22 protein-coding genes are annotated in these 25,433 nt (G+C 62.6%); 15 read left to right on the top strand and 7 right to left on the bottom strand.

All coding sequences use genetic code 11. The features are described from left to right. Positions 1–81 precede the first annotated feature (81 nt). Together LOY54_RS18340 and LOY54_RS18335 are read right to left on the bottom strand one after the other, a co-directional pair. The gene (locus LOY54_RS18340) at positions 82–1,158 is read right to left on the bottom strand and encodes a 3-deoxy-7-phosphoheptulonate synthase (RefSeq protein ID WP_258607512.1); all 1,077 of its coding nucleotides are present in this window, start codon (positions 1,156–1,158) and stop codon (positions 82–84) included. A 164-nt stretch (positions 1,159–1,322) separates the two neighbouring features. Continuing rightward, positions 1,323–1,775, bottom strand: a complete 453-nt coding sequence (locus LOY54_RS18335) for a PilZ domain-containing protein (RefSeq protein WP_045194748.1) — start codon at positions 1,773–1,775, stop codon at positions 1,323–1,325. A 116-nt stretch (positions 1,776–1,891) separates the two neighbouring features. Between LOY54_RS18335 and LOY54_RS18330 the strand changes: the two genes are divergently transcribed. The 10 genes from LOY54_RS18330 to LOY54_RS18285 all read left to right on the top strand — a co-directional run bounded on the left by LOY54_RS18330 (position 1,892) and on the right by LOY54_RS18285 (position 13,482). Continuing rightward, positions 1,892–2,860 carry a putative 2-dehydropantoate 2-reductase gene (locus LOY54_RS18330; protein ID WP_258607511.1) on the top strand — a complete coding sequence of 323 codons (969 nt, stop codon included), beginning with the start codon at positions 1,892–1,894 and terminating at the stop codon, positions 2,858–2,860. Positions 2,861–2,902: 42 nt separating this feature from the next. Further along, complete coding sequence (locus LOY54_RS18325) at positions 2,903–3,811, top strand: 5'-nucleotidase (RefSeq protein WP_045194745.1); 909 nt, start codon at positions 2,903–2,905, stop codon at positions 3,809–3,811. A 92-nt stretch (positions 3,812–3,903) separates the two neighbouring features. After that, the gene (locus LOY54_RS18320) at positions 3,904–4,401 is read left to right on the top strand and encodes a universal stress protein (RefSeq protein WP_045194744.1); all 498 of its coding nucleotides are present in this window, start codon (positions 3,904–3,906) and stop codon (positions 4,399–4,401) included. 124 nt (positions 4,402–4,525) lie between these two features. Then, entirely contained in the window at positions 4,526–5,500 is a 975-nt protein-coding gene (cysB, locus tag LOY54_RS18315) for an HTH-type transcriptional regulator CysB (RefSeq protein ID WP_010222540.1), read from the top strand. A gap of 231 nt (positions 5,501–5,731) precedes the next feature. Continuing rightward, positions 5,732–6,211 carry a fimbrial protein gene (locus LOY54_RS18310; protein WP_258607510.1) on the top strand — a complete coding sequence of 160 codons (480 nt, stop codon included), beginning with the start codon at positions 5,732–5,734 and terminating at the stop codon, positions 6,209–6,211. A gap of 96 nt (positions 6,212–6,307) precedes the next feature. Beyond that, positions 6,308–8,839, top strand: a complete 2,532-nt coding sequence (locus LOY54_RS18305) for a CS1-pili formation C-terminal domain-containing protein (RefSeq protein WP_258607508.1) — start codon at positions 6,308–6,310, stop codon at positions 8,837–8,839. A gap of 527 nt (positions 8,840–9,366) precedes the next feature. Then, positions 9,367–10,053 carry a hypothetical protein gene (locus tag LOY54_RS18300; RefSeq protein WP_258607506.1) on the top strand — a complete coding sequence of 229 codons (687 nt, stop codon included), beginning with the start codon at positions 9,367–9,369 and terminating at the stop codon, positions 10,051–10,053. Positions 10,054–10,184: 131 nt separating this feature from the next. After that, entirely contained in the window at positions 10,185–10,919 is a 735-nt protein-coding gene (locus tag LOY54_RS18295; RefSeq protein ID WP_258607504.1) for a molecular chaperone, read from the top strand. A 36-nt stretch (positions 10,920–10,955) separates the two neighbouring features. Then, positions 10,956–11,582: a response regulator transcription factor gene (locus LOY54_RS18290; protein ID WP_195884647.1), complete on the top strand. Its 627-nt coding sequence runs from the start codon at positions 10,956–10,958 to the stop codon at positions 11,580–11,582. A 13-nt stretch (positions 11,583–11,595) separates the two neighbouring features. Then, the gene (locus tag LOY54_RS18285) at positions 11,596–13,482 is read left to right on the top strand and encodes an ATP-binding protein (RefSeq protein WP_258607502.1); all 1,887 of its coding nucleotides are present in this window, start codon (positions 11,596–11,598) and stop codon (positions 13,480–13,482) included. Here LOY54_RS18285 and LOY54_RS18280 read toward each other — a convergent pair. Further along, positions 13,469–14,203, bottom strand: a complete 735-nt coding sequence (locus LOY54_RS18280) for a phosphoadenylyl-sulfate reductase (protein WP_258607500.1) — start codon at positions 14,201–14,203, stop codon at positions 13,469–13,471. The genes LOY54_RS18285 and LOY54_RS18280 overlap by 14 nt on opposite strands. A gap of 129 nt (positions 14,204–14,332) precedes the next feature. Here LOY54_RS18280 and thrH point away from each other — a divergent pair, with 129 nt between their 5' ends. After that, positions 14,333–14,950, top strand: coding sequence for a bifunctional phosphoserine phosphatase/homoserine phosphotransferase ThrH (thrH, locus tag LOY54_RS18275; protein ID WP_258607498.1), 618 nt, complete (start codon positions 14,333–14,335; stop codon positions 14,948–14,950). Positions 14,951–14,997: 47 nt separating this feature from the next. Here the strand turns inward: thrH and pabB are convergent, their stop codons facing one another. From pabB to LOY54_RS18255, 4 genes are all read right to left on the bottom strand, one after another. Further along, a complete protein-coding gene (gene pabB, locus LOY54_RS18270) occupies positions 14,998–16,341 on the bottom strand; it encodes an aminodeoxychorismate synthase component I (RefSeq protein WP_258607496.1) in 1,344 nt (447 codons plus the stop codon). 127 nt (positions 16,342–16,468) lie between these two features. Continuing rightward, a complete protein-coding gene (locus LOY54_RS18265) occupies positions 16,469–17,446 on the bottom strand; it encodes an alpha-L-glutamate ligase-like protein (protein ID WP_045194737.1) in 978 nt (325 codons plus the stop codon). Beyond that, positions 17,446–18,978 (bottom strand): inactive transglutaminase family protein, encoded by a 1,533-nt coding sequence (locus tag LOY54_RS18260; protein ID WP_258607495.1) that lies wholly within the window; start codon positions 18,976–18,978, stop codon positions 17,446–17,448. The genes LOY54_RS18265 and LOY54_RS18260 overlap by 1 nt, the downstream gene beginning before the upstream one ends. 5 nt (positions 18,979–18,983) lie before the next feature. Then, the gene (locus tag LOY54_RS18255; protein WP_026001282.1) at positions 18,984–19,520 is read right to left on the bottom strand and encodes an ATP-dependent zinc protease; all 537 of its coding nucleotides are present in this window, start codon (positions 19,518–19,520) and stop codon (positions 18,984–18,986) included. 293 nt (positions 19,521–19,813) lie between these two features. Here LOY54_RS18255 and LOY54_RS18250 point away from each other — a divergent pair, with 293 nt between their 5' ends. The 4 genes from LOY54_RS18250 (at position 19,814) to acnD (ending at position 25,368) form a co-directional block, all read left to right on the top strand. Further along, positions 19,814–20,524, top strand: coding sequence for a GntR family transcriptional regulator (locus LOY54_RS18250; RefSeq protein WP_045194728.1), 711 nt, complete (start codon positions 19,814–19,816; stop codon positions 20,522–20,524). Further along, positions 20,521–21,411 (top strand): methylisocitrate lyase, encoded by an 891-nt coding sequence (gene prpB, locus LOY54_RS18245; RefSeq protein WP_045194726.1) that lies wholly within the window; start codon positions 20,521–20,523, stop codon positions 21,409–21,411. Before LOY54_RS18250 ends, prpB begins: the two co-directional genes overlap by 4 nt. Before the next feature lie 77 nt (positions 21,412–21,488). Then, on the top strand, positions 21,489–22,616 hold the full coding sequence (gene prpC / locus LOY54_RS18240; RefSeq protein ID WP_258607494.1) for a 2-methylcitrate synthase: 1,128 nt from the start codon (positions 21,489–21,491) through the stop codon (positions 22,614–22,616). Positions 22,617–22,776: 160 nt separating this feature from the next. Further along, positions 22,777–25,368 (top strand): Fe/S-dependent 2-methylisocitrate dehydratase AcnD, encoded by a 2,592-nt coding sequence (gene acnD / locus LOY54_RS18235; RefSeq protein ID WP_258607493.1) that lies wholly within the window; start codon positions 22,777–22,779, stop codon positions 25,366–25,368. Positions 25,369–25,433 lie beyond the last annotated feature (65 nt).

The following is a 25,433-nucleotide window of genomic DNA, read 5'->3' as shown; positions in this document are numbered from 1 at the left end:
ACGAAGGGCAGCCCTTTGCGCTGCTGTTCAACGCACCAACAAAAACGCCGGGCAATTGCCCGGCGTTTTTGTATCTGCCTGTCAGCCGCGCTGGCGTTTGGGCAACACGTCCTTGAGCTTGGCGTGCATGCTGCGCAGGGTTTTCTCGGTGGACGCCCAGTCGATGCAGGCGTCGGTGATCGAGACACCGTACTGCAGGTCGTTGAGGTCTTTCGGGATTGCCTGGCAGCCCCAGTTCAGGTGGCTCTCGACCATCAGGCCGATGATTGACCGGTTGCCTTCGAGGATCTGGTTGGCGACGTTCTCCATCACCAGCGGCTGCAGGGCCGGGTCCTTGTTGGAGTTGGCGTGGCTGCAGTCGACCATGATGTTCGGCTTGATCCTGGCCTTGGCCAGGGCCTGTTCGCACAGGGCGACGCTGACCGAGTCATAGTTGGGCTTGCCGTTGCCGCCACGCAGCACCACGTGGCCGTAGGCGTTGCCCTTGGTGGTGACGATGGACACGCCGCCTTCCTGGTTGATACCAAGGAAGCGGTGCGGGCTCGACACCGACTGCAGGGCGTTGATGGCAACGGTCAGGCCGCCGTCGGTGCCGTTCTTGAAGCCGACCGCCGAGGACAGGCCCGAGGCCATTTCGCGGTGGGTCTGGGATTCGGTGGTGCGCGCGCCGATGGCCGACCAGCTGATCAGGTCCTGCAGGTACTGCGGCGAGATCGGGTCGAGGGCTTCGGTGGCGGTCGGCAGGCCCATTTCCGCCAGGTCCAGCAGCAGCTGGCGGCCAATGTGCAGGCCGTCCTGGATCTTGAACGAGTCGTCCAGGTACGGGTCGTTGATCAGGCCTTTCCAACCGACGGTGGTGCGCGGTTTTTCGAAATACACACGCATGACCAGGTACAGGGTGTCGGACACCTCTGCCGCCAGCACCTTGAGGCGCTCGGCGTATTCGTGGGCAGCCTTGATGTCGTGGATCGAGCAGGGGCCGATCACCACGAACAGGCGGTGGTCCTTGCCGTCGAGGATATTGCGCACCACTTCGCGGCCGGCAGTCACGGTCTGCAGGGCGGTAGCGCTGAGGGGGATTTCCTTCTTGAGCTGATCGGGGGTGATCAAGGTCTCGTTGGAGGCAACGTTTAGGTCATCGATCGGTAAATCAGCCATCGTGTTACTCGTCAGGTCACGGGTGCCGGCCGCCAGCGATCCCCGTGCGGCGGAGCAGCGAAAATTGTACGCAGCGGGGAGCCGAACCTTAGCGCGTTACACCGTGGCTCGACAATGGGCAAGGGCGGCTTTCCTGCAAGGAAAAGCCCACAGCCACGGGGTTTTTACCCCGGAAGGAGGATTTCCCGGGTATGGCTTGCCTCAAGGCTGGCCTCGGAGAACTCGCCGGCGTGCAGGCTGACCCACTGCTGGGCGAGGGCTTCGACATCGGTATCGGGGTTGGCGGCGTGTTCCCGGGCCTGACAGAAGTGCTGGATCTGGCACACCTGTTCGCCCATGCGTGCGCCAAACAGCGCCTGTTCGTCGATAAAGGCAATACCCACCCGGTAGCCGTCCTGGTGCTTCTGGCACCAGGCCACGTAACCTGGGTAGCGCGCCTCGGCGCCGAGGGAGGGGATGAGCATTTCCACCGCCATGCCGCGTCGGTAGGCCCGAGGGTGGTTGCAGGCGATTCCGCCCAGGCTGATAGTGTGCAGCCGTTGGCGGAACAGTTTGGGCGACTGACGCAGGGTCAGCTCCACCGGAACATCGTCCGGGTGCAGCAAGAAACCACGCATGCTCGACTCCGTGTCGATTTTTTGACCTTGTTCGCCTCAGTATAGTGAAGGTTCGTAAAACGTATGATTTGCGTGTAAAAAATGTGAACAGAAAATGAACGCTTGAGGAGAGCAGGATGAACACGAACAGCCCGCGTATCGGCGTAATCGGCACCGGTGCCATTGGTGGCTTCTATGGCCTGATGCTGGCGCGTGCCGGGTTCGAGGTGCACTTTCTCTTGCGCAGCGAGTTCGACGCCGTTCAGCTCAACGGTTTGCGCCTCGACAGCGCCGTGCATGGCATCGTGCAGATGAAGGTTTCGGCCTACGCCGATGCCGCCGACATGCCGCCCTGCGACTGGCTGCTGGTGGGCGCCAAGACCACCAGCAACGCTGAACTGGCGCCGTTGATTGGCAAAGCGGCGGCGCCGGATGCCAAGGTGGTGCTGCTGCAAAACGGCCTGGGCGTCGAAGAGCAGCTGCGACCGTTGCTGCCGGCCAACCTGCACCTGCTCGGCGGCTTGTGCTTTATCTGTGTCAACCGCGAAGCGCCGGGGGTGATCCGCCACCAGTCGCTGGGCGCGGTGAACCTGGGCTACCACAGCGGCCCGGCGGTCGATGATGACAGCCGCCAGCAGATTGTCGAGACCGGGGCGGCGCTGTTCCATGGCGCCGGCATCGATTCCCAGGCCATGAGCAACCTGGCCCAGGCGCGCTGGCAGAAGCTGGTGTGGAATGTGCCCTACAATGGTTTGTCAGTGCTGCTCAAGGCCAGTACCACGCCGCTGATGGCCGATGCCGACAGCCGCGCATTGATCCAGGCGCTGATGGCCGAAGTAGTGCAGGGTGCCCGTGCCTGTGGCCATGAACTGTCGCAAGGCTATGCCGAACACCTGTTTGCGGTGACCGAGAAGATGCCCGACTACTGGCCGAGCATGTACCACGATTTCGCCCAGCAGCGGCCACTGGAACTGGCGGCGATCTACGCCGAGCCGTTGGCCCAGGCACGGGCGGCGGGCTGTGAGTTGCCGAAGATGCAGGTGTTGTATCAGGCCTTGGCTTTTATTGACCGGCAAACAGCACCGCCCCTGCAGGAGCGAGCTTGACCCGCGATGAGGCCCGCTAGAACAGCGCAAAAGGAGCAGCACATGAGCAAGAACCTCGGCGACAAACTGGTCGTCGCCATCTCCTCCCGGGCGCTGTTCGACCTCAGCGAGAGCCATCGGCTGTACCTGGCCGAGGGCGTTGAGGCGTATCGCCAGTACCAGATCGAACACGAAGACGAAGTGCTTGAACCCGGTGACGCTTTCCCGCTGGTGCAAAAGCTCCTGGGCCTGAACGCCCATCTTGGCCAGGCGCGGGTCGAGGTGGTGCTGGTGTCGCGCAACAGCGCCGACACCGGCTTGCGGGTGTTCAATTCGATCGAGCACCACGGCCTGGGTATTTACCGCGCCGCCTTCGTCGGCGGTCGTAGTCCTTATCCGTATCTGGCGGCGTTTGGTTGTCACCTGTTCCTGTCCACCGATGCCGATGACGTACGCAGCGCCCTGGAGGCTGGCTTTGCCGCCGCCACTATTCTCTCCGGTGGCGCCCAGCGTGCGGCCAGTGACGAGCTGCGCATCGCTTTTGACGGCGACGCGGTGCTGTTCTCCGATGAGTCCGAGCGGGTCTACCAGCTCGGCGGCCTCGAAGCCTTTCAGGCCAGCGAGCGTCAATCGGCGCGTGAGCCGTTGCGTGGCGGGCCGTTCAAGCCGTTCCTGGCGGCGCTGAACCTTTTGCAAAAGGAGTTCCCGCAAGGCGCCTGCCCGATCCGCACGGCGCTGGTCACCGCCCGTTCGGCACCGGCCCATGAGCGGGTGATCCGCACCTTGCGTGAGTGGGATATCCGCCTGGACGAGTCGCTGTTTCTTGGCGGCCTGGACAAATCGGCGTTCCTCGAAGCCTTCGCCGCCGATGTGTTCTTCGACGATCAGGCCGGCCATTGCGAACGGGCCCGCAGCGTCGTCGCCACTGGCCATGTGCCCCATGGGATCAGCAACGAACCGACCCTGGGCTGACTGGCAAACCTCGGCGCCGGACGGCCCTGCGGCCGATCTTGGCGCTGCTAAGCTGAAGCTTGCTCTGCCGTCGTGGCAGTCGAGGAGGTCGAATGATCCGTTCCATGCTGTATGCCACTGACCTCGGTGTGTACGCGCCTTTTGTCATGCAACACGCGCTGGCGCTGGCGCGGACCTTCAACGCAGAGCTCTACGTCATTCATGCAGTCGAGCCCATGGGCCAGTTCGCCGAGTCGCTGCTGCAAAGCTACCTGGACGAGCAGACCCTCGATGAACTGCACAGCGAAGGCGTCACCACGGTGATGGCCAACATCGAGCAGCGGGTCCTGGAAAACTTTCGTGACGAATTAGGCGAGGAGGCTGACCTGGCCCTGATCAAGGCCGTACGCGTGCGCCAGGGCGACCCGGCGCAGGTGATTCTCGAGCAGGCCCAGCGCCTGAGTGTCGACCTGCTGATCTTCGGCAGCCACAGCCAGGGCGCCGGCGTCGACATTCCGATTGGCCGCACCGCCGTGCGCTTGCTGCAGCTGTCGCCCGTGCCGGTGTACATGGTGCCGCTCGCGCAACATCTCGGTCGTAGGAAGTCTTAACTGGGTGACGTAGGTGGGTTCCTTGAAGACTGCTAAAATAGTTCTAGATTTATTCTTCAAACCACTAATATAGTTATAAATCGTCGCTGCTGCCGGTGACGCCCAGCTGATTTGAGGGATACCTATGAAGCTTCAACAATTGCGCTACATCTGGGAAGTGGCGCACCACGACCTCAACGTCTCCGCGACAGCGCAGAGCCTGTATACCTCCCAGCCGGGCATCAGTAAGCAGATCCGCCTGCTCGAAGACGAACTCGGCGTCGAAGTGTTCGCCCGCAGCGGCAAGCACCTGACCCGCGTGACCCCGGCCGGTGAGCGCATCATCACCACCGCCGGCGAGATCCTGCGCAAGGTCGAAAGCATCAAGCAGATTGCCCAGGAGTTCTCCAACGAGAAGAAGGGCACCCTGTCGATCGCCACCACTCACACCCAGGCGCGTTATGCCCTGCCGCCGGTGATCAGCAGCTTCATCAAACAGTACCCGGAAGTGGCCCTGCACATGCATCAGGGCTCGCCGATGCAGATTGCCGAAATGGCCGCCGACGGCACCGTCGATTTCGCCATCGCCACTGAAGCCCTGGAGCTGTTCGGCGACCTGGTGATGATGCCCTGCTATCGCTGGAATCGCTGCGTGGTGGTGCCTCAGGGCCACCCGCTGACCAAACTGCCAAAGCTCACCCTCGAAGCCCTGGCCGAATACCCGATCGTTACCTACGTGTTTGGTTTCACCGGCCGCTCCAAGCTCGATGAAGCCTTCAGCCATCGCGGCCTGACCCCGAAAGTGGTGTTCACCGCCGCTGACGCCGACGTGATCAAGACTTACGTGCGCCTGGGCCTGGGCGTCGGTATCGTCGCCAAGATGGCGGTCGACACCAAGCTCGACAACGACCTGGTGGTGCTTGATGCCAGCGAGCTGTTCGAGTCCAGCGTGACCAAGATCGGTTTCCGTCGTGGCACTTTCCTGCGCGGTTTCATGTGCGACTTCATCGAGAAGTTCGCCCCACACCTGACCCGCGAAGTGATGGCCAAGGCGATCGCCTGCCACAACAAGCAGGAGCTTGAAGAGCTGTTTGAAGGTGTCGAGCTGCCGGTGCATTGATCCGCGTGGTCGCTTGATACACAGAAAACGCCCCTGACGGGGCGTTTTTTTATGGGCGATTGAACGCTGACTTTCTTTGGGAAATTTCCCAATCTTGCTGGGAGTGATCCGACTTTTTGCGTCGGATATTTGCCAAATAATCCTCCTCGCCAACCGCCTTGCGCGGTGCGGCAATCGCCGCTGGCACGTCACCTGTGACGATTTCACAGGTCTATTCGAGGAGATCACTTTATGAAGCGCACATTTCTGGCCCTGCCTCTCGCCTTGCTGGCTGTTGGTAATGTATTCGCCGCCGAGCCCCTGGAGAAACAAGTTACGGTAACGGCCACCATCCCGACCGAGAACTTCTATGTCGAGCCGGTGGGCGGCAACTGGATGAACGAACCGCAGAACATGGCCTGGAACACCATCCGCGAATCGCTTGAGCCGATCAGCAAGCAACTGCAGGTCAAGAGCACCACTGGGGCGATTTCTGCCCGTCTGCTCAGCCCCGCCGTGATCAATAGCGGCGCCAACAGCATCGGCCTTGACGTGGCGGTCAACGGTACCGGCCTGACCACCACTTCGGTTCCGGTGGTGCCGGCAGCCGCAGCAGCGGCAGGCGCCCGGGTCGCTTTCGGCATTGCCGCCCAGTCGGCGGGTGCTGGCGGCTACGTGCCAGGCAACTACCAGGGCATCGTCAGCATGCTGTTCGAGACTGTCACGCCGTAATTCGCCCGCCAAGCGCTTTTCCATCCCCATCTATTCACCCTGTTACTCGCTCGCTTGAGCGGGTGCGGGGTGAGTATTGCCTGTGAAAAAATGGACATGGCTAACTATCTGTCTCTCGCTGCATCCATCCGACTGGCCCTGGGGTGTCTTGTGCTCTCGGGTTCAGCCTGTGCCTGGGCCAATGCCCAGGTGCAGCCCGGACCCTTGGGGGTGCTGAGTCAGGCGCAAGGCTTGCCGCAAGAATTCAGCGAGCACTTCTTTGATGTGCCCCTGGCGGTCCGCGTCGACCTCGATGGTCGCTACCTGGGCGATGCGCTGGTGGTGCTCTCGCGCGATGAGCGCGTGCACCTGCTCGACTTTACCGACACCTTCGACAGCCAGGCCGCTGACAGTGAGCGTTCACGCTGGCGCGAACAGTTGCAGGAGCCGAGGTTGCTGGGCAACTGCCTGTCCAGTTGCCCGCTGGGGCTGGTGGCCTTGCACTACAGCCTGGTCAATTCGCAGCTGTCGATCCTGACCTCGGCAGCGGAACGCAGCGATCAGCCGTCGCTTTATCATCAATTGCCCGAACGTGGCAGCCACGGTTTGCTGCTGCGCAACCAGTTGAACCTGGTCGGCGGCGACCTGGAAACCACCGGCCGTTATGCCGTGCAGGGGCAGGGCAGCTTCGGCAACTGGACCACCGTTGGCGAGGCGCGGCTCGACCGCAACAGCGACTATGCCGAGCAAACCCGGCACCGCGTGGACCAGCTCTACGCCGAACGTTTGCACGACCAGCATTTCTTTCGCCTGGGATATTTCACCCCGGGCGCCCAAGGCCTTACCCGCCAGCCGCGCTTGCTTGGCAACCTGCCCGACACCACCCGTGGCCTGATGCTTGGCAGCAGCGACAGCCTGGCAGTCAACAACGGTCAGGCCAGCACCACCCCGGTCTATGTCACGCCAAACCGCGCCGGCGTCGCCGAAATCTACCGTGACGGCGTGCTGATCAACAGCCAGGCAGTGCAGGCTGGCCTGCAGGCGCTGGACACCCGGGTGCTGCCCGGCGGCATCTATGAGGTTGAGATCCGCCTGATTGAAGACAACCAGGAAACTTCGCGCAGCGAGGCCTTCATCTACAAACCGAGCAACTGGAGCAACGCCGAGTCCCCCTGGCGCTACAACGTGTATGTCGGGCAACAGAGCAGCCTGTGGAGCAATTGGGACAAAGAGTATGACAACAGCCTGACTGCCGGTGTGTTCAGCAATTACTTGGTGCACCCGCGGGCGGTCCTCGGGCTGTCGGCCCAGCGCATCGACGAACTCATGCAGTACGGCGGTTCGCTGGACTGGGATGTACTCGATCCGCTCAAACTGTATGGCAGTGTTTTCCACACCGAAGACCACGGCAACGGCTACGACCTGCAAGGCATCTATAACTATGCCTCGGGCTCGCTGGTGTTCAGTCAGAGCCGCTCCTGGCTGGACAGCCGGCGCTTCGACGATCAACAGCCCGCCGCCTATCGCCCGTTCGACGTTCGCGAGGTGCGTCAGAGTGCGTTGTCGCTCAACCACCGGGTCGACCGGCAAAGTACCGCAACATTACGGGTGTCGCACAGCAGCGGTACAGGGGCTGATGGCATGGGCTTCGATGTCGGTTGGGGATACTTCGGCAAGTTGCTGAACTCCGATACCAACTGGCGTCTGTCGCTGTTTGACCGGCCCGGCAGCAGCAGCTCCGGCGACGCCCGCAACCGCGGCGTCACCTTGAGCATGAGCATGAGCCTCGGCGGGCCGGGCCGCAGGATTTCGGCAACCCTGGGCAGCCGCACGTCCCGCGACGGCGGGCGCGATCAGAACGCTTCGCTGACCTATCAGCAAGATGTCGACTACGGCGCACTGCAGAGCCTGGCCGGCACGGTTTCGCTGGACCGTTATGGCACCGGCTTTGGCGGCAGTGCCCTGTTCGAGAGCCCGTTGCTGCATGGCGATGCCTATGCCCAGCGCTCCTCCTACAACGGCGAGCTGACCGCCGGCTTGAACCTCGACAGCGTGCTGGCGATTGGTGCCGGCCAAGTGGCGATGTCCGGGCAATACCAGCCCCAGGAGGCAGGGCTGATCGTCGATGTCGATTCCGACCTGCAAGGGGTGCGCATGCGCGCCGATGACCATCACGGCCACAGCGCCTTGCTGCGCCCGGGGCGTAATGTGATTCCGGTCAGTGCCTACAAGGCCGGCCAGGTGCACTTCGATTTCGAAGGCACGGACGCCCATGCCGCTGTCATCCAGCCCGCGACGGTGGAGTACCACCTCAACCGCGGCGGGGTCGACTATCACCAGATCCGCGTGATGCAGACCCTCACGGTGATTGGTCGACTGGTCGATGCAAAAGGCCAGCCGCTCAGGGGCGCGATGGTGATCAACCACGCCAGCCGCAGTGTCAGTGAAGCGGATGGTTTCTTCGCTATCGAAATGAGCGAGTCGACACCCACCCTGGAAATTCGCCGGGGCGCCGAAGCCTTGTGCCTGGTCAGTTTCGATCAAGGTAAGTACACCCGTGAGAACGACGTCCTGCTGGTCGGCGATCTGACCTGCGCCGGAGCCAATGTGGCCCGGGCCGAGTTGAAACACATGAAGGAGGATGCGTGATGCGATGGCTGGAAAAACCTCGGGGTGCGCCGTTCAGGACACTTTTTGCGGCAGTAGTAACTTTGTGTTTGGGGACATTCACAGATGCTGTACAGGCAAGCGTGGTGGACTTCACTGCCGAGTACGTACCCAGTCATGCAGGTAGCACGCAAAGAGAGTTTATAGTTACCTCGCCGCGGCCGGCTTTCTGTTCGGGGCTAGTGTCTTGCGCCGGGAGTCAGTATCGATACACGGTAAATGTGCCGTTAAGCTTCTCTACTGCATTCATCCACCGGGCGCCAAGCACGCGCGACAACTATTACATCAATCTACCGCCGGCCAGGACTCTGAGCCTGGTCAATGAACACGGAGACACTTTCTCGACCCCGTTTCGACCGACGCATATCGGTCTGAGAATCACGCCGGGTCTTACGGTTTTGATCGGAGGGCCTTCCAGCGGCGCGTGCGAAAATGTGGCTCAGATTGAAGATCGAGTCGCTAGCCAGTACCTGGGTCGGCTCATGGCGCACGTGCCTGGAGGCTGCTATATGAATGCCCGAAGCGGCAGTCCCGGCACCGTGGTAAATGTCGACAGCACAGTTCAGGGTCTGGGTTTTGAGCTGCAACTGCCGTCACCCCTTACGCTAAAGAACGGTGTCTACCGGGCACAGTTGCAATTGAGCGTCGGTGGCAATGGGGCGGATTTCGATCTGGGTAATCGTTTTACCAGTGTAAGCACCAACGTGCTGACCCTCAATTTTGCATTCACCGTAAAACATCCTTTGAAAATCGAGTTTCCAGCGGGTTCCGACCGCGCGGTGCTTGAACCACCCGGTGGCTGGACGGGCTGGATCAATCGTGGCGCACCGCCCCAGCGCCTGTATCGGGTCCTGCCGTTCCAAATCTGGACCAACAATGCGATCCGCGTGCACACCCGCTGCGAATACGACATGGGCGGACGCTGTGGCATTCGCGGGCGCGGCGGTCATCAGGTTCCGTTGAAAGTCGCCCTGACCCTGCCGGCCAGCATGAGGCACCTGGGGGCGCCGGTGGACAACCTGGTGTTGCCGGTCGGCGCGCCGGCCGCGCTGACCATCGACACCGTAGAGGCCACGATCGACCGCCAGGCGCGGCTGCTGTTCGAAGTGAACCAGGCCGATACCGCGTCGATGCTGGTTTACCCGGGCGATACCTTTCAAGGGAATGTGACGCTGGTGGTGGATGCTGCGCTTTAGGCCGCCGCTGGCGTATCCAATGGAAATTTCCCTACCGGTTAAGGAAGTTTCCTACGGGTCGTGTGGGTTGCTCACCTAGGTTGAGTGCCCGAGAATGATATTAATTAGCCAGTTTGCTGGGAGCTAAAGTTATGAAGGGAATACTGGCAGTAGTACCCCTGCTGTTGCTGATGAGCACAACCACCTTTGCAGGGCCCGAACTCAACATCGGTACGTTCTACGATTACCTGGATGGCGACAAGAGCACGCTGCTCAAGCGGGTGCGCAATGCTGGCGATACCACCGCCTTCGTCAAGGTCAGCGTCGTCGAGCTGATTTATGACCAGCAGGGAGATGCGCACGAGGTCGAGATGGACGGCCGCGAGGCGTTGCAGCGTGGCCTGGTGGTGAGCCCGGCGCGGTTGATCATCCCCGCCAATGGCATGCAGGCGGTGCGCCTGCTGTATCGCGGCGAGCGTGAACACGAGCGCTATTTCAGGCTGCGTTTCATCCCGGTGCTGCCTGAGGTCAACGACGGTTTTGCCGTGACCGAAGATGAAGCCGAGCGCTATGAAAACGCCCTCAAGGTCGGGGTCAACATTTTGGCCGGCTACGGCTCGATCCTGTTCGTGCGGCCCCAGGCCAGCCGCTACCAGGTCGAAGTCGAGCATGAGGCCGGGCGCTTTCTGATTCCCAACAAGGGCAACACCACCATCGTCCTCGATCATTTCAATGATTGCGCCGCCGGCAACAAGGACTGCGCCCCGGCGACCAAGCACCATGTGTTGCCGGGCAAGGTCCGTGCATTCGAGAAACAGGCCGGACGCCACTATCGCTTTGAGCTGGTAGAGGGCGAGCAACGTCGCGAAATTGCCTTCAAGGGGTGAATCGGACCGAGTCACCGTCGTGGTATGAGGGAAGGTATGAGTAGTGTTCTGATCGTGGACGATCACCCGTTTATTCGCTCCAGCGTCAACCTGCTGCTGGTCAGCGAGCGCTTCGAAGTGGTCGGCCAAACCGACAACGGCATCGATGCCGTGCGCCTGGCCCGTGAGTTGAGCCCGGACCTGATGATCCTCGATATCAGCATTCCGGGCCTGGACGGCCTGGAGGTGATTGCCCGGGTCAAAGCAATGAAGCTTGCGCTGAAAATTCTGATCCTGACCTCTCAGCAGGCTGATTATTTTTCCCTGCGCTGCATGAAGGCCGGCGCGGTCGGCTATGTATCGAAAACCGACGATTTATGCGAGCTGAGCAAGGCCGTGCATGCGGTCATGTCCGGCTACACCTACTTCCCTGAAGTCGCCTTGAGCTCGGTGAGCAGGGTCGATGTGCGCGCCTCGGAAGCCGAGTGCATCGCCAGCCTGACCAACCGTGAACTGCTGGTGCTGCAGCAACTGGCCCGCGGCCTGAGCAACAAGGCCATCGGCGATGCGATGCTGTTGAGCAACAAGACCATCAGCACGTACAAAACCCGTCTGATCGAGAAATTGAGGGTCAAATCATTGGTGGACCTGGCGGATGTCGCCAAGCGCAACCTGCTCATTTAGGTTGCCCAATTGTGTGCATGCTCGCTTGCTGCAGGCGCTGGTGTTGCTGGTACTGCAGTGCCTGGCCACAGTGGCCGGGGCCGAAGAGGTAGCGCCAGGCATCTGGCCGGATGCCATCCGCGGCCTGCACGCCTTTGAGGCGCAAGCTCATGCGGTGGTGGCGCAACACCCCACGCTGGCGATTGTCGACAGTTTCTGGCACGAAAACGGGCGCCTGATTGCCCAGGCTTGTGCCGTGGTCGGCAGCTTGCTGGCGCTGGCGCTGGTGTGGATTCACTACCTGCGCCAGTCAATCCGCAAGTGCGAACGGGCCGAGCGTGCCCTGACCGAGATGTATGCTGAACTGCAAGCGGCCAAGGAACAGGCAGAGGCGGCCAACCAGGCCAAGACGACGTTTCTGGCGACCATGAGCCACGAGATCCGCACGCCGATGAACGCCCTGTTGGGCATGCTCGAACTGGCCCAGGAAAAGGCCGATCAGGGTGTGCTCGACCGGCTGGCTATCGAGGTGGCCTCAAGCTCGGCGCGTGGCCTGCTTGAGCTGCTCGGCGATGTGCTGGATGTCACCCGCATCGAATCCGGCCATTTGCTCCTTGAACCGCGCCGCACCCAGCTGCGCCAGCAGGTCGAAGGGGTGGTGCGCATGTTTGAACAGCAGGCCCTGGGCAAGGGCCTGCGCCTGCACCTGGAGGTTACCGGCGCCCTGGACAGCGACGTGCTGCTCGACGCCCTGCGCTTCAAGCAGGTTCTCTCCAACCTGATCAGCAATGCCATCAAGTTCACCCGTGAAGGCTCGGTGCGTGTGCGCCTGCACACCCAGCGCCGGCTGCGCCGCGTGGAGGTGAGCCTGGTGGTGGAAGATACCGGCGTCGGCATTCCCATGGCCGATTTGTCACGCCTGGGTACGCCCTATTGCCAGGCCAGCAACAACCGCCAGGCCGGGCGCAATGGTGCCGGGCTGGGGCTGAGCATCTGCCGGATGCTGTGCGAGCTGATGGGCGGGCGTATGCAGCTGGACAGCAGTATCGGTGTCGGTACCCGTGTCGAGGTGCAGTTGAACCTGGCCTGCCTGCCACCGGCGGCATCCAGCGATGCTCCGGGCCGGCGCCGGGAGAGCGCAGGCCTGAGCAAGCCGCTGAAGGTGCTGGTGGTGGATGACTACCCGGCCAATCGCATCCTGCTTATGCACCAGCTCGGTTACCTGGGCCATCGCGTGCGGGTCTGCGAACACGGCGGCGAGGGCTTGCGCTGCTGGCTGCGCGAGTCGTTCGATGTGGTCATCGCCGACTGCAACATGCCGATCTTCGATGGCTATCGGCTGGCCAGGGCGATCCGCGAGCATGAGCGGCGCGCCGGCCGCGAGGCTTGCCGGGTGCTGGCGGTGACCGCCAATGCCCAGGCGTCGGAACGTGCCCGCTGCCTGGCGGCGGGAATGAATGCCTGCCTGTTCAAGCCCTTGAGCATCGACGATCTGCAGCAGGCGCTGGAGGGCCTGACGGGCCGTGTCGCGGTGCCGGTGGTGGCCCAGGCAGCGCCGGTGCTACCGGGCATGGACATCTCCAGCCTGCTGGTGCTGGCCGCCGGTGATCAGGACAAGGTCCGGGCCTTGCTCGGCGATCTGGTCAGCAGCAATCGCCAGGACCTGCGCGGTCTGGACCGCTTGCACGATGGTAAGGATCGGGTGGCGTTGGCCGACCTGGTGCATCGGCTCAAGGGCGGGGCGCGGATGATCCGCGCCCATGAGGTGCTGGCAGTTTGTGTGCAGCTGGAACAGGCCTGCAGTACACAGGCGCCGGCCCACCGCATCAGCCAGCTGGTGCAGATGCTGCGCCAGGCGATTATCGACCTTGAGCAGCACCTGGAGCGCTATTGCCAGCGCGAGGAAGTCAACCCTTGGTGATCAGGTTGCCGGCGTGCAGCCCGCATTCCTTCTGGGTCGACTCTTCCCACCACCAGCGGCCTTCGCGCTCGTGCTGGTTCGGCAGCACCGGGCGGGTGCAGGGCTCGCAGCCGATACTGATGAAGCCGCGCTCGTGCAGGCTGTTGTACGGCAGCTCGAGCATGCGGATGTAACCCCAGACTTCCTCGCTGCTCATCTGCGCCAGCGGGTTGAACTTGTACAGGGTGTGCTCGGGGCTCGAGAAGGCGCTGTCGATTTCCAGCGTTGCCACCTGGCTGCGGGTGCCCGGGCTCTGGTCGCGGCGCTGGCCGGTGGCCCAGGCGCTGACAGTGCTCAGCTTGCGCCGCAGCGGCTCGATCTTGCGGATGCCGCAGCACTCGCCATGGCCGTCCTTGTAGAAGCTGAACAGGCCTTTTTCCTTGACGAAGGGCTCGAGTTTGCTGTGATCGGGGGAGAGGATCTCGATCGGCAGCTGGTACTGTTCGCGCACCTGGTCGATGAAACGGTAGGTTTCCGGGTGCAGGCGGCCGGTATCCAGGCTGAACACCTTGAGGTTCTTGTTGAGCTTCCAGGCCATGTCCACCAGCACCACGTCCTCGGCGCCGCTGAAGGAAATCCACAGGTCATCGCCGAAGTGCTCGAAGGCCAGCTTGAGGATGTCTTGCGGCGACTTGTTGGCGTAGGTCGCGGCCAGGGCGGCGACGTCGAAGGGTTGGCTCATCAGGCGGCTTCCGGTCATTGAATGGCGCTTGGCGCTCGTAATGCCCTGATCTTAACAAAAATTGCCCGGGTAGACGCCGCGCATGTAGAGTGCGGCTTCCCATTTTTGGCGTTGTTCGAGGAGTGTGCTGTGGAAATTGCCTGTCTCGACCTGGAAGGCGTATTGGTCCCGGAAATCTGGATCGCCTTCGCGGAAAAAACCGGAATCGAATCGCTGCGGGCCACCACCCGTGACATTCCCGATTACGACGTGCTGATGAAACAGCGCCTGCGCATCCTCGATGAGCACGGCCTGAAGCTTTCCGATATCCAGGCGGTGATCGCCACGCTCAAGCCACTGGACGGCGCCATCGAGTTCGTCGACTGGCTGCGTGAGCGTTTCCAGGTGGTGATTCTTTCCGACACTTTCTACGAGTTCTCCCAGCCTCTGATGCGCCAGCTGGGCTTCCCGACGCTGCTCTGCCACCGGTTGATTACCGACGAAAACGACCGGGTGACCGGCTACCAGCTGCGCCAGAAAGACCCCAAGCGCCAGTCGGTGCTGGCCTTCAAGAGCCTGTACTACCGGGTGATTGCCGCAGGTGATTCATACAACGACACCACCATGCTCGGCGAGGCAGATGCGGGGATTCTGTTCCATGCGCCGGACAACGTCATTCGCGAGTTTCCGCAGTTCCCGGCGGTGCATGATTTTGCGGCGCTGAAGAAAGAGTTCATCAAGGCCTCGAACCGCTCGTTGAGCCTGTAGGGCCTCATCGCGGGGCATGTGGGAGCGGGCTTGCCCCGCGATGCTGTTCAGAGACCTAGCAAGGTCTCGAGCAGCACCTTGACCTTGGTGATCGACTCTTCATATTCGGCTTGCCAGTCCGAATCCGCCACCACTGCGCCACCCCCCCAGCAGCACACCTGACCGTCCTTGACCAGCAGGCTGCGGATGGCGATCGAGCTGTCCATCTCGCCGCGCACATCCACATACAGCAACGACCCGCAGTACAGCGCCCGACGGCTGGGTTCCAGCTCGTCGATGATCTGCATGGCGCGGATTTTCGGTGCGCCGGTGATCGAGCCGCCGGGGAAGCTGTCAGCGATCAGGTCCAGGGCATCCTTGCCGGCCGCCAGGCGCCCGGTGACGCTGCTGACCAGGTGATGGACGTTGGGGTAGCTCTCCAGGCTGAACAGCTCCGGGACCTTCACCGAACCGATCTCGCAGGTGCGCCCGAGGTCGTTGCGCAGCAGGTCGACGATCATCAGGTTCTCTGCGCGATCCTTGCTGCTGCCTAGCAGTTCGGCGGCGTTGCGCGCATCTTCGTCGGCATCGCTGCTGCGCGGGCGGGTGCCCTTGATCGGCCGGGTTTCGACCTGGCCATTGCTGACCTGGATGAAACGCTCCGGCGAGAAGCTCAGCAGCGCGCTGCCGTCGGCCAGCAACTGGAACCCCGAATACGGCGTCGGGCAGGCCTGGCGCAGGGCCTGGTAGGCGTGCCAGGGGTCGCCCTGGCAGGGCGCGCGAAAGCGTTGGGTGAGGTTGATCTGGTAGCAGTCGCCGGCATGGATGTACTGCTGCACGCGGTCGAAGGCCTGGCGGTAGCTGTGTGCGCTGATATCGCCGCGCATCGGTGCTTGCAGGGCGAAGCTGGCGGCATCGATAGCAGGTGGCGCCTCGAACAGTTCAATCAGGCGCTGGCGTTCGGCCGCTGCCAGGCTTGGGTGAAACAGCAGCTGGCTGCACTTTTGCTGGTGATCGCTGATCAGTGCCCAGGCATACAGGCCAAGGCTGGCATCGGCCAGGCCCAGGTCATCGACAGCGATGCTTGGCAGTTGCTCCAGGCGCCGGCCAAAGTCGTAGCTCAGGTAACCGATCAGGCCGCCGGCAAACGGCAACTCGATGCCATCCGGTACCTGCGCCTGGCCCAGTTGCGCCAGGCTTTCACGCAGCCGTTGCAGGTAGGCGCTACCACGTTCATCCATCGCGGGCGCCAGGGTTTGCAGCGGCCAGGCGCTGAGCAGGTCAAAGCGGCCGCGCTCGGCGCTTGGCCGGGCGCTGTCGAGCAACACGGCGCCGGGCGCCTGGCGAATACGCGCGAAGTAGGCTGCAGGGTCGGCCCGGTAGGGCAGGGGGTGGAGCGTACAGGTCGGCATGCAAGTAACAGCTATGAATGCGGGGAGGCGATTGTAGTCCTCTGTAGGAAATGCTCCTAGCGCTGACTACGACATAGAGGCTCCAGGGCACGCCAGCCGGGCAGGCTGGCGCGCACAGGATGTGGACTCAGCTCGGCACGTGGCCGAACAGCTCCTGGGCGAAGCGTACGCGTTCTTCGGGGCTTTCCTGGCGGCCGTCTTTGGCCAGTTGCTCCAGGTGCGCTTCCACCGCGTGGGTACGCAGGGTCAGGCCGCAGTCGTTGGCGATCTGAATGTTCAGGCCGGGGCGGGCGTTGAGTTCGAGGATCAACGGGCCCTTGTCCTGGTCCAGCACCATGTCGACACCGATGTAGCCCAGGCCGCACAGCTCGTAACAGCCGGCGGCAAGCTTCATGAAGCCGTCCCAGTTCGGCAGTTGCACGCCGTCCACCGCGTTGGTGGTGTCCGGGTGCTTGCTGATGATGTTGTTCAGCCAGGTACCGCGCAGGGTCACGCCGGTGGCCAGGTCGACGCCGACGCCGATGGCGCCCTGGTGCAGGTTGGCCTTGCCGCCGGACTGGCGGGTCGGCAAACGCAGCATGGCCATCACCGGGTAGCCCATCAGCACGATGATGCGGATGTCCGGCACGCCTTCGTAGCTGATGCTCTTGAAGATCTGGTCGGGGGTAACGCGGTACTCGATCAAGGCGCGGTCGCGGTGACCGCCCAGGGAGTACAGGCCGGTGAGGATGCTGGAGATCTGGTGCTCGATTTCCTCGTGGCTGATGATCTTGCCCGAGACCGTGCGGTAACGGTCTTCGAAGCGATCGGCAACCACCAGGATGCCGTCGCCGCCGGCACCCTGGGCAGGCTTGACGACGAAGTCGCTGCGCCCGCCGATGATCTCGCCGAGCTTGTCGATCTCTTTCTCGGTGGAGATGATCCCGTACATTTCCGGCACATGGATGCCGGCCTGGATCGCACGCTCCTTGGTGATGATCTTGTCGTCGACGATCGGGTACAAATGGCGCTTGTTGTACTTGAGGACGTAGTCCGCATTGCGCCGGTTGATACCCATGATGCCCCGGGCCTCCAGGGCTTTCCAGGTTTTCCAGAGACCGAACATCAGGCGTCAGCCTTCACGAAAGCCTTGAAACGCACCAGCTCCGTCAGGCGGTAGCCGCGGTAGCGACCCATCGCCAGCATGAAGCCCACCAGAATCAGCAGTACCGCCGGGAAGGTGAAGACGAAGTACACCAGCTCCGGCACGCTCATCAACAGATGCGCCAGGGAGGCAGCGAACAGGGTGCCGATCGCCACTTTCATGGCATGGCCGCCGCCGCGTTCTTCCCAGGTGATCGACAGGCGTTCGATGGTCATGGTCAGGATCACCATCGGGAACAGCGCGACCGACAGGCCGCGTTCCAGGCCCAGCTTGTGGCTGAACAGGCTGATGGCGGCGATCAATACCACGACGAAGGTCAGCACCACCGACAGGCGCGGCAGCATCTGCAACTTGAGGTGTTCAAGGTAGGAGCGTAGCGACAGCCCGAGCGCGGTAATCACCGTGAACAGGATGATGCCGAAGCCCAGCTGGGTTTCGCGGAAGGCCAGGGCGATCAGCACCGGGGTGAAGGTACCCAGGGTCTGGATGCCGATCAGGTTGCGCAATACCAGGATCACCAGCACGCCGATCGGGATCATCACCATGATCATGAAGGTCTGCTGGGTCTGCAGCGGCAGGCCGTACAGCGAGTACTCGAGGAAGTCGGCGTCGGTATTCTCGTCGGTCAGCTTGGCCAGGCGAATGGCGTTCATTTCGCTGTTGTTGAGGCTGAAGCTGACGTTGGCTTTCTTGCCGCCATCGACGGTGATCAGGTTGTCGTCACCGGTCCACCACAGCAGGCGGTCGGCCGGCAGGCCTTGCTCGCCGGTGTCCGGGTTGAAGTACAGCCAGTCGGTGCCGTTGAAGCTGCGCAGCCACAGTTCAGGGGTTTGCGGCTGGTCGGCGACCAGGCGGATGGTGTGGACCTTCTCCACCGGCACGTGGGCAATCGACAGCAGCAGGTCGATGACCTTGGCCTTGTTCAGCGACGAGGTATCGCCGGCCAGCAGCAGCTTGACGTTGTCGTCGTTGAGGTTGTTGACCCGCTTGATGGTCTCGCCAACGAAGGTTTCGACGTCGGCCGAGTGCTGGCGAATAGGCGCCATCAGGGCTTCGGCGGCGATCTTCTCGGGGCCTTCGACCGCCAGGCTGTCGCGGAAGGTCGGGCCCTTGATCTTGGCTTTTTCGGTGCTGTAGCGCTTGGTCAGCACCAGGCGGTAGTAGAGGGTCTGGTTGCCGCTGGCGCGACGGGCCGACCAGGTCACCTTGCGGTTGCCGTCGACGCGGTTGACGCTGACGCCGTAGTTGTTGGAGATGAAACTCTCGTTGAGGCTCACATAGTCGCGGCTCAGCGGCGGCACGAACATCTGGACCTTGACCGGGTCCTTGGGGCTGGCGACGAACTCGACCTTGGCGTCGATGTTCCACAGGTCATCGGTTTCGTCCTCGGTCACCGGAATGCCGAGAAAGAAGATCTGATAGGCCGTGACCAGGATGCCCAGTAGCACCAGGACGGTAATCAGGACTTTCAGATGGAGGGTAAGAGAGCGCATCAGGATTACTCTGCGGTGTGAGCGTCAGTGGCGCAGGCGGGTTTGCCGGCAGCGTATTTAAGGCTTGGATCGACCAGCGCGTCGAAGTGCTTGAGGGCCTCGGAGCCGATCAGCAGCGGATACTGGAACGCGCTGCGGTCGGTCAGGTTCACTTCGATGCTGCGCAGGGCCGTACCCATGCAGATGTTCATGGCAATCACCGGGCGGGCGGTATAGGCCTTGCCTTCGTCCGGGTCGTAATCTCCGGCGCGTCGCTTGATCTTGCTGACGCGGGCCAGTGGTCGTTCTATCGGATGCGAGTGGGCAGCGTCAATTGCCAGGTAGAAGCGCACCCATGACTCACCATTGCGCTTGAAGCGCTTGATGTCGCGGGCACTGAGCGAGGCGGTCTTGGCCCCGGTGTCGAGTTTGGCCGCCACTTCCAGGTCGATATCGGCCAGGCGGGCGTATTCATTAAGGCCGTACACGGTCTTTTCCGCAGCCTGGCCCAGGGCCGGCAACAGACAGAGGCTGAACAACAGGGGAAGGGGCGTAAGTCTCATAAATCCTGGCGCGGTGCTGTGCGATGTTCGGGTCAAGGCCACTGGCAGTACTGCGCAAGCTTCCTCGTTTACCTGGCACCTGCATAAACAGATGACAGACACACTATTCGTGCCCCGTCGGGAGGCGCGGCATTCTATCACGCTGGTGTGCTGGCGCCAGCGGCTGGACTCAGACAACAGTGGACACCTTGAAGTTCGTTCTTAGACGATTGTCGACAATGTTCATTTTGTCTTTGACTCCGCATGCTGTTTTAGCTAGTTTTGCCCTCATTGATTTATGAGGTGTCGACAATATGCTGGACACAGCCCAAGCCCCCGGCACAGTGGCAGACGACAGCGAAACCCTCTCGGAAAACGTCTTCCGGCGTATCCAGGCGGCCATCGTCAAAGGCGAGATCGCCCCCGGCAGCAAGATCTCGGAGCCGGAGCTGGCACGCACCTACGGCATCAGCCGCGGGCCGCTGCGCGAGGCCATCCACCGCCTGGAAGGCCAGCGCCTGCTGGTGCGCGTACCGCATGTCGGGGCGCGGGTGGTGTCGCTCAGCCATGCCGAGCTGATCGAGCTGTACGAGATCCGCGAGTCCCTCGAAGGCATGGCCTGCCGCCTGGCCGCCGAGCGTATGAGCGTAGCCGAGATCGACGAGCTGCGCCGGGTGCTCGACACCCACGAGCGCGACGCCACCTTCCAGGCCGGCCTGGGCTATTACCAGCAGGAAGGCGATTTCGACTTCCATTACCGGATCATCCAGGGCAGCGGCAACCGCACCCTGGTGCAGATGCTCTGCGGCGAGCTGTATCAACTGGTGCGCATGTACCGCATCCAGTTCTCCGCCACGCCCAACCGGCCACGCCAGGCGTTCGCCGAACACCACCGGATTCTCGATGCCATCGCCGACCGTGACGGTGAACTGGCCGAGCTCTTGATGCGCCGGCACATCGGCGCCTCCAAACGCAATATCGAGCGTCACTATCTGGACGCTACCAGCCCACGAGGTGAGTCATGAGTCAGAAAAGCAGTCCCGGCCAGCGCTTTCGCGATGCAGTTGCCGCCGAACACCCGTTGCAGGTGGTCGGTGCGATCAACGCCAACCACGCGCTGCTGGCCCAGCGTGCCGGTTTCAAGGCCATCTACCTGTCTGGTGGCGGTGTTGCCGCAGGCTCCCTGGGCCTGCCTGACCTGGGCATCAGTGGCCTGGACGACGTGCTGACCGACGTACGGCGCATCACCGACGTCTGCGACCTGCCGCTGCTGGTCGACGTCGATACCGGTTTTGGCTCCTCGGCGTTCAACGTCGCCCGTACGGTCAAGTCGATGATCAAGTTCGGCGCTGCCGCCATTCATATCGAAGACCAGGTCGGCGCCAAGCGCTGCGGCCACCGCCCGAACAAGGAGATCGTCACCCAGCAGGAGATGGTCGACCGCATCAAGGCCGCCGTTGATGCCCGTACCGACGACAGCTTCGTGATCATGGCGCGTACCGACGCCCTGGCCGTTGAAGGCCTGGAAGCGGCCCTGGACCGCGCTGCCGCCTGCATCGAAGCCGGCGCCGACATGGTCTTCCCGGAAGCCATCACCGAGCTTTCGATGTACAAGACCTTTGCCGACCGGGTCAAAGCCCCGATCCTCGCCAACATCACCGAATTCGGCGCGACGCCTTTGTACACCACCGAAGAGCTGGCCTCGGTCGATGTCTCGCTGGTGCTGTACCCGCTGTCGGCCTTCCGCGCCATGAACAAGGCCGCGGAAAACGTCTACACCGCGCTGCGCCGCGACGGCACGCAGAAAAACGTCATCGACACCATGCAGACTCGCATGGAACTGTACGACGCCATCAACTACCACGTGTTCGAGCAGAAGCTCGACGCCCTGTTCGCCCAGAAAAAGGGCTGAATGCTCGAACCTGTAGGCGCGGGCTTGCCCCGCGATTAGCCAAGATTCCATAACAATTTCAAAAGTGGAGAAAGACAATGGCCGAAGCAAAAGTACTCAGCGGTGCCGGCCTGCGTGGTCAAGTGGCCGGGCAAACCGCACTGTCGACCGTGGGCCAGGCCGGTGCCGGCCTGACCTACCGTGGTTACGACGTGCGCGACCTGGCCGAGCACGCGCTGTTTGAAGAAGTCGCCTACCTGCTGCTGTACGGCGAGCTGCCGAGCAAGGCGCAACTGGCCGAGTACCAGCAAAAGCTGAAAACCCTGCGCGACCTGCCGCAGGCCCTCAAGGAAGTGCTTGAGCGCATTCCGGCCAACGCCCACCCGATGGATGTCATGCGTACCGGTTGCTCGGTGCTCGGCACCCTGGAGCAGGAGCTGACCTTTGCGCAGCAGCACGACAAGACCGACCGCTTGCTGGCGCTGTTCCCGGCGGTTATGTGCTACTGGTACCGCTTCAGCCACCATGGCGTGCGCATCGACTGCACCAGCGACGAAGACACCCTCGGCGGCCACTTCCTGCACCTGCTGCACGGCAAGAAGCCGAGCGAGCTGCACGTCAAGGTGATGAACGTCTCGCTGATCCTTTACGCCGAGCACGAATTCAACGCCTCGACCTTCACCGCGCGGGTTTGTGCCTCGACCCTGTCCGACCTGTACTCCTGCGTCACCGCCGCCATCGGCTCGCTGCGCGGCCCGTTGCACGGCGGCGCCAACGAAGCGGCGATGGAGCTGATCGAGCGCTTCCAGAGCCCGCAGGAAGCGGTCACCGAGCTGCTGCAGATGCTCGCGCGCAAGGACAAGATCATGGGCTTTGGCCATGCCATCTACAAAGAGTCCGACCCACGTAACGAAGTGATCAAGGCCTGGTCGAAGAAGCTGGCGGACGAGGTGGGCGATACCGTGCTGTACCCGGTGTCCGAAGCCATCGACAAGACCATGTGGGAGCAGAAGAAACTGTTCCCCAACGCCGACTTCTACCATGCCTCGGCGTACCACTTCATGGGCATCCCGACCAAGCTGTTCACCCCGATCTTCGTCTGCTCGCGCCTGACCGGCTGGGCGGCGCATGTGTTCGAACAGCGTGCCAACAACCGCATCATCCGCCCGAGCGCCGAGTACACCGGCGTCGAACAGCGCAAGTTCGTGCCAATCGAACAACGCTGAGACTAGGCCGAGCTGCAAGCTTGAAGCGCCAAGCTGCAAGTAACAGCAGGGATGTGCCCCGGCAGTAAATGCTGACGCACCACTCATCTGCTTTGCTTGCCGCTAGTGGCTTGGGGCTTGTAGCTGGCTTTCGACCCTACCGTGATTGAGTCCCTGTGCCATGAATAGTGAATTTCGCAAGAACCTGCCGGGCACTGGCCTGGATTATTTCGACGCCCGCGCGGCTGTCGATGCGATCAAGCCCGGCGCCTATGACCGTCTTCCCTATACCTCGCGGGTGCTGGCGGAAAACCTTGTGCGCCGCTGCGACCCGGCCAGCCTCAATGCTTCGCTGGGCCAGCTGATCGAGCGCAAGCGCGACCTCGACTTCCCCTGGTTCCCGGCCCGTGTGGTGTGCCACGACATTCTTGGCCAGACCGCGCTGGTCGACCTCGCCGGCCTGCGCGACGCCATTGCCGAAGGCGGCGGTGACCCGGCCCAGGTCAACCCGGTGGTGCCGGTGCAACTGATCGTCGACCACTCCCTGGCAGTGGAATGCGGTGGTTTCGACCCGCAGGCGTTCGAGAAGAACCGCGCCATTGAAGACCGCCGCAACGAAGACCGTTTCCACTTCATCAACTGGACCAAAAAGGCGTTCAAGAACGTCGACGTGATTCAGCCAGGCAACGGCATCATGCACCAGATCAACCTGGAGAAAATGTCGCCGGTGATCCATGCCGAGCGCGGCGTGGCCTACCCGGACACCTGCGTCGGCACCGACAGCCACACCCCGCACGTCGATGCCCTGGGCGTGATCGCCATCGGCGTCGGCGGCCTTGAGGCCGAAAACGTCATGCTCGGCCGTGCCTCGTGGATGCGCCTGCCGGAGATCGTCGGCGTCGAGCTTTCGGGCAAGCCGCAGCCGGGCATCACCGCCACCGACGTGGTGCTGGCCTTGACCGAATTCCTGCGCAAGGAAAAGGTCGTTGGCGCCTACCTTGAATTCTACGGCGAAGGCGCTCGCGCCCTGACTCTGGGCGACCGCGCGACCATCTCCAACATGGCCCCGGAATACGGCGCCACCGCGGCGATGTTCTCCATCGACCAGCAGACCATCGACTACCTCAAGCTCACCGGCCGTGAAGACCAGCAGGTCAAGCTGGTAGAAACCTACGCCAAGGTCGCAGGCCTGTGGTCCGACAGCCTGGCCAGCGCCGAGTACGAGCGAGTGCTGCGTTTTGACCTGTCCAGCGTGGTGCGCAATATGGCCGGGCCGTCCAACCCGCACGCCCGGGTCGCCACCAGCGACCTGGCGAGCAAGGGCATCGCCGGCCAGTGGGAGGAAGTACCGGGGCAAATGCCCGATGGCGCGGTGATCATCGCTGCCATCACCAGTTGCACCAACACCAGCAACCCGCGCAACGTGATTGCCGCCGGTTTGCTTGCGCGCAACGCCAACAAGCTGGGCCTGGTGCGCAAGCCGTGGGTCAAGTCTTCGCTGGCACCGGGTTCCAAGACGGTTGCCCTGTACCTGAAAGAGGCGGGCCTGGATGACGAGCTGGAGCAGCTCGGTTTTGGCATCGTCGCCTTTGCCTGCACCACCTGTAACGGTATGTCTGGCGCGCTGGATCCGCTGATACAGCAGGAAATCATCGACCGCGACCTGTACGCCACCGCCGTGCTCTCGGGCAACCGCAACTTCGACGGGCGGATTCACCCATACGCCAAGCAGGCGTTCCTGGCGTCGCCGCCGCTGGTGGTGGCCTACGCAATTGCCGGCACCATCCGTTTCGACATCGAGAAGGACGTGCTGGGCGTGGTCGACGGCAAGGAAATCCGCCTGAAAGACATCTGGCCAAGCGACGAAGAGATCGACGCGGTGGTCAAGGCCGCGGTCAAGCCCGAGCAGTTCCGCCAGGTGTACATCCCGATGTTCGCCGTGCAGGAAGACACAGGGCCCAAGGTCACCCCGCTGTACGACTGGCGCCCGATGAGCACCTACATCCGCCGCCCGCCGTACTGGGAAGGCGCCCTGGCCGGCGAGCGCACGCTCAAGGGCATGCGCCCGCTGGCGGTGCTGCCGGACAACATCACCACCGACCACCTGTCGCCGTCCAACGCCATCATGCTCGACAGCGCCGCCGGTGAATACCTGGCGAAAATGGGCCTGCCGGAGGAAGACTTCAACTCCTACGCCACCCACCGTGGTGATCACCTGACCGCTCAGCGCGCAACCTTTGCCAACCCGAAACTGTTCAACGAAATGGTCCAGGAAAACGGCAAGGTCAAGCAGGGTTCGCTGGCGCGCCTCGAGCCGGAAGGCAAGGTCACGCGCATGTGGGAGGCGATCGAAACCTACATGCAGCGCAAACAGCCGCTGATCATCGTTGCCGGTGCCGACTACGGCCAGGGCTCGTCCCGTGACTGGGCGGCCAAGGGCGTGCGCCTGGCCGGTGTCGAAGCCATCGTCGCCGAAGGCTTCGAGCGTATCCACCGTACCAACCTGGTGGGCATGGGCGTGTTGCCGCTGGAGTTCAAGGCGGGCGTCAACCGCAAGACCCTGGGCATCGACGGCACTGAAACCTTCGACGTGCTCGGTGAGCGCACCCCGCGGGCGACCCTGACCCTGGTCATCACCCGGGCCAACGGCGAGCGCGTCGAGGTGCCGGTGACCTGCCGCCTGGACACCGCCGAAGAAGTCTCGATCTACGAAGCGGGCGGGGTGCTGCAGCGCTTTGCCCAGGACTTCCTCGAATCGGCAGTCGCGGTTTGAGGTAGGGCCTCATCGCGGGTCAAGCCCGCTCCCACTGAACTGTGGGAGCGGGCTTGACCCGCGAT

This window comes from Pseudomonas sp. B21-032, from assembly GCF_024748965.1.
Lineage (GTDB): Bacteria > Pseudomonadota > Gammaproteobacteria > Pseudomonadales > Pseudomonadaceae > Aquipseudomonas.
Note: the sequence above shows the minus strand (reverse complement) of the source record. Positions and strands in the feature narration are given on the sequence as shown.

What these genes read in the sequence shown, in the direction of transcription:
- LOY54_RS18305 (WP_258607508.1), top strand. Translation starts at nt 6,308, where the DNA reads ATGGCTAACTATCTGTCTCTCGCTGCATCCATCCGACTGGCCCTGGGG.
- LOY54_RS18330 (WP_258607511.1), top strand. Translation starts at nt 1,892, where the DNA reads ATGAACACGAACAGCCCGCGTATCGGCGTAATCGGCACCGGTGCCATT.
- LOY54_RS18340 (WP_258607512.1), bottom strand. Translation starts at nt 1,158, where the DNA reads ATGGCTGATTTACCGATCGATGACCTAAACGTTGCCTCCAACGAGACC.
- LOY54_RS18325 (WP_045194745.1), top strand. Translation starts at nt 2,903, where the DNA reads ATGAGCAAGAACCTCGGCGACAAACTGGTCGTCGCCATCTCCTCCCGG.
- LOY54_RS18255 (WP_026001282.1), bottom strand. Translation starts at nt 19,520, where the DNA reads ATGAGACTTACGCCCCTTCCCCTGTTGTTCAGCCTCTGTCTGTTGCCG.
- LOY54_RS18290 (WP_195884647.1), top strand. Translation starts at nt 10,956, where the DNA reads ATGAGTAGTGTTCTGATCGTGGACGATCACCCGTTTATTCGCTCCAGC.
- LOY54_RS18250 (WP_045194728.1), top strand. Translation starts at nt 19,814, where the DNA reads ATGCTGGACACAGCCCAAGCCCCCGGCACAGTGGCAGACGACAGCGAA.
- LOY54_RS18295 (WP_258607504.1), top strand. Translation starts at nt 10,185, where the DNA reads ATGAAGGGAATACTGGCAGTAGTACCCCTGCTGTTGCTGATGAGCACA.
- LOY54_RS18280 (WP_258607500.1), bottom strand. Translation starts at nt 14,203, where the DNA reads ATGAGCCAACCCTTCGACGTCGCCGCCCTGGCCGCGACCTACGCCAAC.
- pabB (WP_258607496.1), bottom strand. Translation starts at nt 16,341, where the DNA reads ATGCCGACCTGTACGCTCCACCCCCTGCCCTACCGGGCCGACCCTGCA.
- LOY54_RS18320 (WP_045194744.1), top strand. Translation starts at nt 3,904, where the DNA reads ATGATCCGTTCCATGCTGTATGCCACTGACCTCGGTGTGTACGCGCCT.
- acnD (WP_258607493.1), top strand. Translation starts at nt 22,777, where the DNA reads ATGAATAGTGAATTTCGCAAGAACCTGCCGGGCACTGGCCTGGATTAT.
- LOY54_RS18335 (WP_045194748.1), bottom strand. Translation starts at nt 1,775, where the DNA reads ATGCGTGGTTTCTTGCTGCACCCGGACGATGTTCCGGTGGAGCTGACC.
- LOY54_RS18260 (WP_258607495.1), bottom strand. Translation starts at nt 18,978, where the DNA reads ATGCGCTCTCTTACCCTCCATCTGAAAGTCCTGATTACCGTCCTGGTG.
- LOY54_RS18300 (WP_258607506.1), top strand. Translation starts at nt 9,367, where the DNA reads ATGAATGCCCGAAGCGGCAGTCCCGGCACCGTGGTAAATGTCGACAGC.
- LOY54_RS18310 (WP_258607510.1), top strand. Translation starts at nt 5,732, where the DNA reads ATGAAGCGCACATTTCTGGCCCTGCCTCTCGCCTTGCTGGCTGTTGGT.
- prpB (WP_045194726.1), top strand. Translation starts at nt 20,521, where the DNA reads ATGAGTCAGAAAAGCAGTCCCGGCCAGCGCTTTCGCGATGCAGTTGCC.
- cysB (WP_010222540.1), top strand. Translation starts at nt 4,526, where the DNA reads ATGAAGCTTCAACAATTGCGCTACATCTGGGAAGTGGCGCACCACGAC.
- prpC (WP_258607494.1), top strand. Translation starts at nt 21,489, where the DNA reads ATGGCCGAAGCAAAAGTACTCAGCGGTGCCGGCCTGCGTGGTCAAGTG.
- LOY54_RS18265 (WP_045194737.1), bottom strand. Translation starts at nt 17,446, where the DNA reads ATGTTCGGTCTCTGGAAAACCTGGAAAGCCCTGGAGGCCCGGGGCATC.